This is a genomic window from Paraburkholderia lycopersici, from assembly GCF_900096975.1.
Taxonomy (GTDB): Bacteria; Pseudomonadota; Gammaproteobacteria; order Burkholderiales; family Burkholderiaceae; genus Paraburkholderia; species Paraburkholderia lycopersici.
Genome location: NZ_FMYQ01000057.1, coordinates 1 through 10,564, shown reverse-complemented (window position 1 = coordinate 10,564; position 10,564 = coordinate 1). Strand labels below are relative to the sequence as shown.

At 60.8% G+C, this 10,564-nt stretch carries 12 protein-coding genes and 1 pseudogene; 8 read left to right on the top strand and 5 right to left on the bottom strand.

The genetic code is table 11. The features are described from left to right. Together BLU17_RS31735 and BLU17_RS31730 are read left to right on the top strand one after the other, a co-directional pair. Positions 1 to 546: IS5 family transposase (locus tag BLU17_RS31735; RefSeq protein ID WP_092006610.1), on the top strand; the 546-nt coding region annotated here is incomplete at its 5' end. Continuing rightward, positions 482 to 1,513, top strand: a complete 1,032-nt coding sequence (locus BLU17_RS31730; protein ID WP_342713895.1) for an IS3 family transposase — start codon at positions 482 to 484, stop codon at positions 1,511 to 1,513. The genes BLU17_RS31735 and BLU17_RS31730, both read left to right, overlap by 65 nt. A gap of 382 nt (positions 1,514 to 1,895) precedes the next feature. Here BLU17_RS31730 and BLU17_RS34165 read toward each other — a convergent pair. Continuing rightward, positions 1,896 to 2,067: pseudogene (locus BLU17_RS34165) on the bottom strand (IS256 family transposase); the annotation flags it as partial. A 59-nt stretch (positions 2,068 to 2,126) separates the two neighbouring features. Between BLU17_RS34165 and BLU17_RS32915 the strand changes: the two are divergent. From BLU17_RS32915 to BLU17_RS31710, 5 genes are all read left to right on the top strand, one after another. Beyond that, positions 2,127 to 2,486: a hypothetical protein gene (locus BLU17_RS32915; protein ID WP_143189402.1), complete on the top strand. Its 360-nt coding sequence runs from the start codon at positions 2,127 to 2,129 to the stop codon at positions 2,484 to 2,486. 78 nt (positions 2,487 to 2,564) lie between these two features. Continuing rightward, positions 2,565 to 4,580: a sensor histidine kinase gene (locus BLU17_RS31725; protein ID WP_143189401.1), complete on the top strand. Its 2,016-nt coding sequence runs from the start codon at positions 2,565 to 2,567 to the stop codon at positions 4,578 to 4,580. 25 nt (positions 4,581 to 4,605) lie between these two features. Further along, positions 4,606 to 5,058, top strand: coding sequence for a response regulator (locus BLU17_RS31720; protein ID WP_092006605.1), 453 nt, complete (start codon positions 4,606 to 4,608; stop codon positions 5,056 to 5,058). Beyond that, positions 5,055 to 6,533: a PAS domain-containing protein gene (locus BLU17_RS31715; protein ID WP_092006602.1), complete on the top strand. Its 1,479-nt coding sequence runs from the start codon at positions 5,055 to 5,057 to the stop codon at positions 6,531 to 6,533. Before BLU17_RS31720 ends, BLU17_RS31715 begins: the two co-directional genes overlap by 4 nt. 413 nt (positions 6,534 to 6,946) lie before the next feature. Continuing rightward, a complete protein-coding gene (locus BLU17_RS31710; RefSeq protein WP_143189400.1) occupies positions 6,947 to 7,351 on the top strand; it encodes a hypothetical protein in 405 nt (134 codons plus the stop codon). Positions 7,352 to 7,398: 47 nt separating this feature from the next. On the opposite strand, the gene BLU17_RS34160 is transcribed toward BLU17_RS31710, so the two are convergent. Next, positions 7,399 to 7,566: a hypothetical protein gene (locus tag BLU17_RS34160; RefSeq protein WP_245747117.1), complete on the bottom strand. Its 168-nt coding sequence runs from the start codon at positions 7,564 to 7,566 to the stop codon at positions 7,399 to 7,401. On the opposite strand from BLU17_RS34160, the gene BLU17_RS34155 reads away from it, so the two are divergent. Continuing rightward, positions 7,489 to 7,818, top strand: a complete 330-nt coding sequence (locus BLU17_RS34155) for a hypothetical protein (protein WP_245747118.1) — start codon at positions 7,489 to 7,491, stop codon at positions 7,816 to 7,818. The two genes, BLU17_RS34160 and BLU17_RS34155, sit on opposite strands and share 78 nt — an antisense overlap. Positions 7,819 to 7,870: 52 nt before the next feature. Here the strand turns inward: BLU17_RS34155 and BLU17_RS31700 are convergent, their stop codons facing one another. From BLU17_RS31700 to BLU17_RS34755, 3 genes are all read right to left on the bottom strand, one after another. Then, on the bottom strand, positions 7,871 to 8,413 hold the full coding sequence (locus tag BLU17_RS31700; protein WP_092006597.1) for an Hsp20/alpha crystallin family protein: 543 nt from the start codon (positions 8,411 to 8,413) through the stop codon (positions 7,871 to 7,873). Between the two features lie 62 nt (positions 8,414 to 8,475). Further along, positions 8,476 to 9,429: a polyhydroxyalkanoate depolymerase gene (locus tag BLU17_RS31695; protein WP_092006594.1), complete on the bottom strand. Its 954-nt coding sequence runs from the start codon at positions 9,427 to 9,429 to the stop codon at positions 8,476 to 8,478. Positions 9,430 to 9,751: 322 nt separating this feature from the next. Continuing rightward, positions 9,752 to 9,895 (bottom strand): winged helix-turn-helix domain-containing protein, encoded by a 144-nt coding sequence (locus tag BLU17_RS34755; RefSeq protein ID WP_483874363.1) that lies wholly within the window; start codon positions 9,893 to 9,895, stop codon positions 9,752 to 9,754. Between the last annotated feature and the right edge of the window lie 669 nt (positions 9,896 to 10,564).

Here is a 10,564-nt window from a genome sequence, read left to right as displayed (position 1 = left end):
ATGCTTCGCCGCTTGCGTGAGCATGACCAGATTGACTGGGAACGGGCGAGTCTTGATGCCGCCAGTGTTTCCAGCCCCGGGGGGCCAGGAAACCGCCCCAACCCGACAGACCGGTGCAAGCTCGGGTCGAAACGGCACATCGTCGTAGATGCGCGCGGCGTTCCGTTGGCCATCACGGTCACGGGTGCCAACCGGCATGATTCGATGGCATTCGAGCGCACGCTTGATGCCATTCCTGCGGTACCGGGCCTGAACGGACAGCCTCGCAAACGTCCGGGCAAGCTGCATACGGACAAAGGCTATGACTTTGCACGCTGCCGTCGTTACCTGAGGCAGCGCGGCATCACGGCCCGTATCGGCAGCCGTGGCGTGGAAAGTAAGGAGCGGCTCGGCCGGTATCGCTGGGTAGTCGAGCGCACGCATGCCTGGTTTGCCGGTTTCGGCAAACTGCGCATTCGTTTCGAGCGTCGTCTCGACATTCATGTCGCGTTGCTCTCCCTGGCTGCTGCCGTTATCTGTTCGCGCTTCGTTGATGACTTGTGTTAGCCGCTCTTATACAAATCAGGCCGTACTGGAGTTCCCAGGATTTCGTGGAGAGTCTAAGATTCTTCAGGAGGCGAAAATGACGAAGTCGCCGCGGTATCCAAACACGCGATTAGCGTATGAGTTCATCAAGACATACCGCAGGAAATTTCCAGTAGAGGTCATGTGCGAAGTGCTGGGCGTTGCTCCTAGCGGATACTATGCTTGGCTGCAGAAACCTGTTTCGGATCGAGCACAGGAAGATGCGCGTCTCTTGCGGTTGATTCGCGCATCCTTCAAGGCGAGTCATGGCATTTACGGTGCGCCTCGGATCTTCCTCGACTTACGGGAAGCCGGCGAGACGTGCAGCAAGCATCGGGTAGAACGCCTCATGCGGGAAAACAGAATCGTGGCCCTGCACGGCTACCGGACGCGGCATTATTCCGTTGGTAAGCCATCGGTCTTGGTGCCGAATCTTGTCAATCGGAATTTCGATGTCAGCAAGCCGAACCAGACTTGGGTATCTGACATTACGTATATCCGCACGTGGGAAGGCTGGCTGTATTTGGCCGTGGTCATGGATCTGTTCTCGCGCAAGATCATCGGCTGGGCCACTCGTTCGACGATTGACCGGCAGCTCATACTCGACGCCTTGCTGATGGCGGTTCGGAGTCGACGGCCCCGTGGGACGATTATTCACTCGGACCAGGGATTCCAATATGGAAGCGATGACTGGCGGCGTTTCTGCCGAAACAATCATCTTGAGCCTAGCATGAGCCGACGCGGAAATTGCCTGGATAACGCTGTCGCGGAATCATTTTTCAGCAGCCTGAAGAAAGAGCGTGTGAAGAAACGGGTCTACAAGAACCGCGCTGCCGCGGTCGAAGACATTTCGAATTACATAGAAAGTTTCTACAATCACACCCGGCGGCACAGCTACCTCGGTGGCATGAGCCCCGTACAGTACGAGGCAGCAGCAAAATTACATTGAAGTTCTGTCTCCACGAAATCCTGGGAACTCCAAACAGCGGTTCCTGCATCTCGTCCATTCCACGCATCGCACTCGTCCGACAAAGGCCATGAACACAATATCTCTAACGCATTGCCCCAAACACCCGCTTACACCGTTACGAAGATCAACAGCCTGCTAGGGATCCAGCAGTTCGGGCGAGCGGCGGAAGTATCGGGCGAAACTGGATACCTGAATCAAATAGGACTTCTGGGTATTATCTGCAAGAGGTTACGGATCTGCATGTCATGCAGCCTGCGTTCGCGCAATGATTTCATGGTGAGCCTCTTGGAAGCGGTGGGTAGAATGCCCAACCGGGCGGAGCCCGTCCGCATTTTTGCAGGCGAGGCGGTTAAAGGAATCGTTAGCCGCGCGTCTGCGTGAATCGGTCGCCAAACAGAATAGCAAACTGGTTCATGGCGATCGGACTTCTAGTCGAAGGCGGCGCGAACAGATTTTGCCAGGGCATTGCGCAGCGCCAGCCAGAGCAGCTTGATGTTGGCCTCGTCGTTCTGGAAGTGGCTGCGGGACTTGATGCGTCTGGACGAAATCGTCCATGCGGATCGGGTTCGCAACGATCTGAGCTTCGAGGAGCATGCTAACGACTTTCGCGATCTCGTTGAGCGCATCGAGCCGGCTGATGCGCAGCCAGTTGCCGATGCGCATCCATGGCATTGCACTGGATGGTCCCACGGTAGACCGCGACGTTTGCGCTCGACTTCGATCTTTCGGCGGAGTCGAGCGCGGCGTTTCAGGCGCTTGGCCGCGCGGCGGCGTTCGACGCACTGGCGGCGCAGAAGCCGGGGTCGCTCATTCTCCCCACCGCTTGCATCGCGCAATCCGGGTGCGTAGTCTTGACATGTGCCACGGCGCACGCCTGCTGGCCAGGCGAAATATTCATGATTTGTTTAATCGTTCACCGCATGTCGCACTGTCCGTGCCGTTTCTTACCTGAGTTGTCCCTGTCCGTGATGACCTGCTCGTTGCGCAATCTCGAGCAGTCCGTAGACCCATCGTTGGGGGAGAGTGAAGAGTGGACGCCATTGCCCGGTTTCTTGCGACGTCGGACTTCATTCCCCATGGTTATTGTCTGCACTGGTCGCCCCCGCTGATCTGGACGTATGTGGGTTCCGACGCAGTCATCGCGCTTTCGTATTACTCGATACCAGTGGCGTTGTGGACGTTCGCGCGCCGCCGCGCCGACCTTCCTTTCGGTTGGCTGTTCCTCATGTTCGCGGTGTTCATCCTCGCATGTGGAACGACCCATTTGCTCTCCATTGTCGACATCTGGCACCCCTTGTACTGGCTGGATGCTGGTGTCAAGACGGTTACGGCGCTAGCTTCGTTGGTTACCGCCGCCGCAATGTGGCCGCTGATTCCGAAGGTGCTTGCATTGCCGGGCACGAAGCAGCTCTACGAGGCCAATCGCGATCTGGTGCTCGAGGTCGCGGCGCGCCAGGAGGCGCAAGAGCGTCTGCGCTTGCTGACCTGCGAACTCGAGCAGCGAGTCTCGCAGCGCACGGCGGAACTCGAAAGCGCCAATGAAGCGCTACTCCGCAAGGCCTCGGAGCACGAGCGGGTGGAGCGGGCCATGCGTGATAGCCAGCAGCGGCTCCAGTCGATCGTTGATAACGCTGCCAGCGTGATTACGGTCAAACAGCTGGACCGTCGTTACGCGCTCGTCAACAGGCGCTTCGAAGACGCCTTTCGCATTGAAAGAGCTGACGCACTGGACAGAACGGACGAAGATCTCTTTACGGCCGCGCGCGCGCTTGCTTGCCGCGAGGCGGACGAGCGCGTCCTGGCGGGCGAAGTGGTCGAGCGGGAGGAGACAGTCACGCTCGACGACCGGCTGCACACGTTTCTCGCCGTGAGCTTTCCGGTTCGTGACGCGGATGGCCGCATAGTCGCGATCGGCGGCATTTCCACCGACATCAGCGAACGGAAGCGGGCGGAGGAACGGCTCAGGCGGGTCGTGGAGGCGGCGCCCAACGCGATGATCATGGTGAACCGCGAGGGCCATATCGTGCTCGTGAATTCGCAGGCGCAACGCGTGTTCGGCTACTCGCGTGACGAATTGCTCGGTCTCGGCATCGACGACCTCGTGCCGGCGAGGTTTCGCGCGGACCACCCCGGCTACCGCGAGACCTTCTTCAGCGACCTCAGGAGCCGGCCGATGGGCACCGGGCGCCATCTCTACGGGCTGCGCCACGACGGCAGCGAGTTTCCCGTGGAAATCGGCCTCAACCCAATCGAGACCGACGAGGGCATGTTCGTTCTCGCAGCCGTCGTCGACATTACGGAGCGCAGGCGCGCCGAAGAGGCGCTGCAGGAGCGCACCGACGAGCTGGCCCGCTCGAATCGCGACCTCGAACAGTTCGCCTATGTGGCTTCGCACGATCTGCAGGAGCCGCTGCGCGCCGTCGCCGGACCGTTGCAGCTTCTGCAGCGCCGTTACCAGGGACAGTTGGATTCCCGGGCGGACGAGTACATTGGTCACGCCGTTGAAGGCGCCGGGCGCATGCAGGCGCTGATCGAGGATCTATTGACGTATTCGCGCGTGGGCCGGACCGAAAATGTGTTCCAGCCGACCGAGTGCGAAGCCGCGCTCGACTACGCTCTCAAGAACCTGAGCGCCGTTCTCGCGGAAGCCGGCGCACAGGTGCATCGCGGCCCGCTTCCCGCCGTGCGCGCAATCCCGCCTCAGCTTTCGCTGCTGTTCCAGAACTTGGTGGGGAACGCCGTCAAGTTCCGGCGCAAGGAGGGGCCAGTGGAGATTCGTGTGTTGGCCGAGCCATGCGGGGAGGGATGGCTGTTCCGCGTGGAAGACAATGGCATTGGCATCGACGCTCAGTATTTCGAGCGGATTTTTCTGATTTTTCAGCGCCTGCATACCCGTCGCGACTATCCAGGCACTGGTATCGGCCTTGCCCTGTGCAAGCGCATCGTCGAGCGTCATGGCGGCCGGATCTGGGTGGAATCCGAACCGGGCCAGGGCACGACGTTCTTTTTCACGCTGCCGGGGCGACGCGGGAGTGAGTCGCGATAATGGGGTGACCCGAAGGAGAGAGCCGATGTCATGCAACGCGCTTGCTGGTCTTGTTGAAATCCTGCTTGTCGAAGACAGCCCTACGGACGTGATGATGACGCGCGAGGGTCTGGAATACCACAAGGTGCTCAACCCGCTCAGGGTCGTGGAGGACGGCGTGGCGGCGATGGCGTACCTGCGGCGCGAAGGGCCATACCATGACACCTGCCGGCCGGGCCTCATCATCCTCGACCTGAACCTGCCGCGCAAGAGCGGGCGCGAGGTGCTCCAGGAGCTGAAGGATGACCCCGAGCTCAGAAACATTCCAGTCGTGATCCTGACGACGTCCCGGTCCGAGGAGGACGTGGTGAAATCATATGGACTGCATGCCAATTGCTATATCGCGAAGCCCGTGGACTTCTCGAAGTTTGCAGACGTGGTGCGCAGCATCAGCGACTTCTGGTTTGGCGTGGTCACGCTGCCGCCCGGTAAGCTATGAGCACGCCGCTTGCTGAGCTTCGTGTCCTGCTCGTCGAAGACAGCCCGACCGACGCATTTTTGATCCGCGAGGCACTGGCGGAGGTCCCTGAATTCGCGCCAGTGCTGGTCCATGCGGAGCATCTGTCGGCGGCGCTGGCACATCTGCTGACGACGCCTTTCGACGTCGTGCTGCTCGACCTCGGGCTTCCGGATTCGCAGGGCCTCGACACCTTCCACACGCTCCACCTTCAAAAACCGGAGACGCCCGTTCTCGTGCTGACCGGGCTCGACGACATGTCGGCCGGCCTGCTGGCGATCCAGGACGGCGCCCAGGACTATCTTCTCAAGCGGGAAATCCAGCCCATGTTGCTGAGCCGCGCCATTCGCTACGCGATTGAGCGGCAGCGCGTGTCGGCCGTTCTGGCGGCCAGCGAGGAACGCTTTCAGCTTGCGGTCAGCGGTGCGGCCGCCGGACTCTGGGACTGGGACCCGCGCACCGACGTAGCCTATTTCTCGCCGCATTTCTGTGAAATCCTCGGCTATACCGACCATGAACTTCCCAACGACATCCGGGCGCATCGCTATGCGATTCATCCCGACGACATCGACCGCGTGAGCGCTACGCTCGAGGCGCACCTCGCGCACCGGTGCGCCTACAACGTAGAGTACCGCGTGAGCACGAAATCGGGCGAACTGCGCTGGATACTGTCCCGAGGGCAGGCGCTATGGAATAGCGCAGGCGAGCCCTACCGGATGGTGGGCTGGATTGTGGACATCACCGATCGCCGACGCGCGGAGGAGGCACTGCGCGAGTCGCGCGAGGAACTCAAGCGCCTTTCCGCGAACATCCTGCATGTGCGGGAAGAAGAAAAGGCGCGCATGGCGCGCGAGCTGCACGACGACCTCGGGCAGCAACTGACTGCGCTCAAGCTCGAAACGGGACTGCTCGAAAACAGGCTCAGGCAGGCCGATGCCGGCGGGGCCGAAGGCGAGATCGGCAAGCTCAACAGGATGATCGACCAGATTGTTGCCTCGCTGCGGCGCATTGCATCGGACCTGCGGCCGCGAATGCTCGATGACCTTGGCCTGATTCCCGCAGTCGACTGGCTGATCGAGGAGTTCTCGATGCGCTACGCGATTCAGGTCGTCACGGACATCGACGCAGACGAAATCGCGTTCAATCGCGAGAGCGCCACAGCGGTGTTCCGGATGATCCAGGAAGCCCTCACGAATATCGCGCGTCACGCGAACGCGACCGAAGTCTGCGTCGAGATCCTGCGCGGCGCAACCCATTGCAACGTGACCGTCGCGGATAACGGCCGTGGCGCTGAGCGCGAAGTTCGGCCGGGTCTGAAATCGTTCGGATTGCTTGGCATGCGCGAGCGCGCGGAGCGGCTGGGCGGGCAAGTGATGATCGAGACCGCGCCGGGCCGGGGTTTCTCGGTGAAGATCGCGATGCCGCTTGCCATCGTCGAGGCACCAGAACCGGATTGATGTTGATGGCGCGGGGCGCATTGTCGCCGCGATGGCCAGGTCCGATTATCTGCCGGTGCTATTTCGCCGGCAATGTGCGGTTGATCGAAGTCAACCAGGCATGCGTGGCCGCCACGATGATTGTTGTACTAGACGTCAGATCAAGAATGACCTATTCCAGATTCGTGTCGATGCCGGCAGGCGGCTTGCCCAGGCATTGGAACTCTACGCGGGGAGCGACGATGCTCGCCGAGATCGCGTCGTGAGCGGCCGTCGTGTCTATTCGGGCCGCGCCGGTGCCGTTCGCGGTTGACCTGAATCAACGGCATCATGGAGCGAGAATTCACCATGACCATGTCGTGCCACGCTTGCGAGGCGCGCAGCGAAGCAGCCGTTCTGGAGGGCAACTAATGAGTTCGCGCCGGACCACGCAGATGAGTAACCGTGCCGCGGCACGTTCGGGCACGCGTACCGATGGGGCGCGGGCAGCAATCGCGGACATGGACGATGGAGCGCCGCGCATTCAGCCTCGGCGATCAGGCGGCCAGTCGTCGGAGCGGCAGGGGAGAGGGGCGGCAAAGGGCAGCCGGTGCCGCAAGCAACCGCTCGCGGCAAGCCCCCCGGCTTCGGGACGGGCGAGGGTTGAAGTCGTCTTCTACAAGGAGATTCTCGATCACCGTGGGTTGCCGCACCGGTGCGAGTTGATGCGCGTGTCCGGCGAGTCAGTCGAACGCGCCGAGGCCATTGCGTGCGCCATTTTCGAATTCGAACAGGCGCAGTGCGTGAGCCACTGGACCATCGCGGCCGACGGTTACGAGGTCGAAACCCAATCCACTTAGCCGGTTCTCCACTCCCTTCTCCCTTGGGTGTTCTCGTCCGAGACGCCTCAAGACAGCTCTCGACGACCACCGCTCAAGACGCCTGCCTTGCGGCACGGAATTGCTTCTGTGCGATCAGCGCATGTATGGTGTACATCATGGACGGCCTGCCGCCCCATATAGACGGCCGTGCCAGCGATGTCATCGATCTCCTGCTGCGTTACTCCCAGCTTCATGAACGCCTTGACGTGAAATCTGATGCAATCGTGGCGGCGGTCGGCGGTCGGCGATCGCGATTCCCAAGGCCATATAAGTTCGCGCGCTTTCGTGGACACGGCGCATCGCGAATTCCCGCTAGCGCGAGTCTGCCGAACGCGGACGTCAGTTCAGGCTGCATCTGCTTCATTTTCTGCATTCCGCTCGCGATGGTCGCGATCAGCGTCCCGGACGCAGGCGGACTCGCCTTTATTTCATTTCATTCTCCCTGAGCCACGCAGCCCGCATGAGCCGGGCGGGCGTGGCTTCGGCCTCGGCCTTGCCTCAGGCAGTCTTCACCGGAATCTTCTTTTCCGCTTTTCGCGCTTCCGCGGTCTTGGGCAGCGTCACGGTCAACACGCCTTTCTTGAAGCTCGCTTCGATCTTTTCACGATCGACGCCTTCCGGCAGCTGGAAATAGCGCTCGAAGGAGCCAAAGTGACGTTCATGGAGGTAGTAATCCTTCTTTTTTTCCTCCTTTTCCTCGTGCTTTTCGCCCTTGATCGTGAGGCCGCCGTTCGCGAGCTTCACTTCGAGGTCGTCTTCGTCAATGCCGGGCAGCTCGGCCACGATCTCGAAGGCCTTGTCGGTTTCCGCTATGTCCACCGCAGGTGCGGCCACAAACGCACGCTCGCGGCGCCAGAACGGCTCGACGCCAAATAGAGAGCGGCGCAGCGGCTGAAGGCTGAAACGGGGGTCGAAATCGTCAAAGAGATGGTCGATCTCGCGGCGCAGGCTCTCGACGGGATGCCACGCCTGGAACACTGCCGGCCGCTGGACGCTTTCTTCCGGCTTTTTCACAGGCAGCTTGGTCGCTTCGTCATTCATGGTCAACCTCCTTGAAAGAGGATTCATTGTCTGGCTGCGCGTCCGGCCGCTTTTGATTCACGTCAATCAATGCGGCATGCCTTCCTCGTGATTGAAAATTCACCCATATGGAAGAGCGATGCCGGTAAGTCAGCCGTCGGGTTAGCTATCCTGTAAATTGATATGGATAACGAACTATTAACCGAGACATCTGATATCGATATCGGGAGGATCGATTTCGGCGTCGCGACAACGAGCGCGACATCGTCGCAATTCGTGGCGACGGGATCGGCATAACGGCGGCGGTTAGGCATGTCGAGCAGCACGGTGTACTCGATCAACGCGTGGCGTGCATCTGCAAGTGCGTCTGCATCGCCGCGCGAAATTGCCTGCGCATAACGATCAGCCAGCGACACATAGCGGTGCGGGTAGACGACTGCGATTTCGGCCTGCTGGAGGTAGGCTGGGAATACATGGCGGTCGTGCCCGGAGAAGCCGGACGGTACGACATCGATCAGGTGGCGCTGGCACCAGTCGAGCGAATACGATGAAGCCGCGACACCCAATGTGCTCGGATTGATGCGCGCATCGAGCGGACTGCCGATCAAGGTGATGCTTGCGGGCGACGCGCAGTTGCGCTGCGCTCGCAGCGCCAGCGTCCCGAGCGCGGGAAACGTGGACTGGCGGACGGCGACAACGTGCAGCGGCCGCTTGTCCTGCGCAAGCGCGCCGATAAAGGCGTCCAGCATTGCCACGTATTCATCGAGTCCGAAGCGGCCCGCGGCGAGCGGTACGTCGTGCGCGTTGATCCAGTCGGTAATATCGACGTCGCCGTCGGCGAGGAGCGCCTCAACGGTCTCCCGCATCATGAGCGCTGCGTGGCCGGCCAGCGGCGTGCGCAGCAGAACAGCGCGCTGGACATGCGGGCGGGCGAAGTGCCGCAGATCGCAGAACGGCGTATGCGCGACGATATATTCGTGGTTCCGGAAGGTGGCGCTCTCGTGGAATTCACTGCTGTACCGATGCAAACCCGTCATTTTCTGGTGTGGTGTGCTTCGGACTAGAGGGCAGTCCTGACTGTATGCGACGCTTTCGCGCGAAAGCGCCCGCTTTGGCGTGGACGTAGCACACGACGAGCGCACGCACACCTTCACGTTGCAATGGTCAATGCCGAAGCCCTCGGGAGATTGAGGGCGACGTTACTCATAGCGAGGCGAAGGATGTGCTCGTGGCGTCCGGCGTGGGCATCGCGAGAGTCGCTTACCCGGGAAAAAGAGACTCTTTGTATGCAATGAAGGCATGCATTGCGTACATCGTGGAGAGCCCACCTTCTCCATATAGGTCGCTGTTGTAGCGATATCAGCCGGGGTTGCTGTCGAGGGCTCCCAGAAAGGGGCCGCGCTGTTCGAGCTGCCGCAGTAGCGCCTGCGTGTCGCGCCCGCCCGCCACCTCCTCGCAGAGCGACGCGCTCCGACGCATCAAGGGACCGGTGGCACGAGCCATGATCACCGCGCGATTGACACAAAAAACGGCAACGCGAAACCGAGGATGAACTGCCGCGCCAGACTCTCGTCAGCTCGAGTTTCTGCTCAGGACCGTCGGTGGAGGTGTGACCGGCTCCGTCGCAGCCGGGGTGATCATCCACAACGTTGCGAGCGTGTCGCGATCGCGGGCGCCTGGTGTCAGAACTGAAATTCCGTACGCGGACGGTCGCGTTTATGGAGTCGTTCGATCAGGTGCTGACCGGCGTGGGACCGGTGAGCCAGCATACGCCCGGCCGATCGGATCTCAAGCTTTACAAGTCCCCGAACTAGCAGAGAGCGGAGATCTGCATGGTCGACTTCCAGCCGGTCCGGCGCACTGGCGACGATCATCAGGGTAGCAACCTCACGACGACTCAACACGAAGCTCTCCGGGGGCGTGAGGCGCTTTAAATCAGGTTCAGCCAGTCTGCCTGTCCAATTTCCGCGTGTGTATCGGCAAATTTCCAGTGCGTGCGTAGGAATAGGCGTGTGGTTGGAGGAATGTTCCGAATCCACCGACGATACCGCTGCCGTCCTCAAGTGGCGCCTGGATGTACTACATATATGGACTGCTCTCAAAAGCAAACGGAATTGACGAACACGGAAGTCGATTGCGTACATATATCCGGCGTCAGGGCATCGCCCAGCG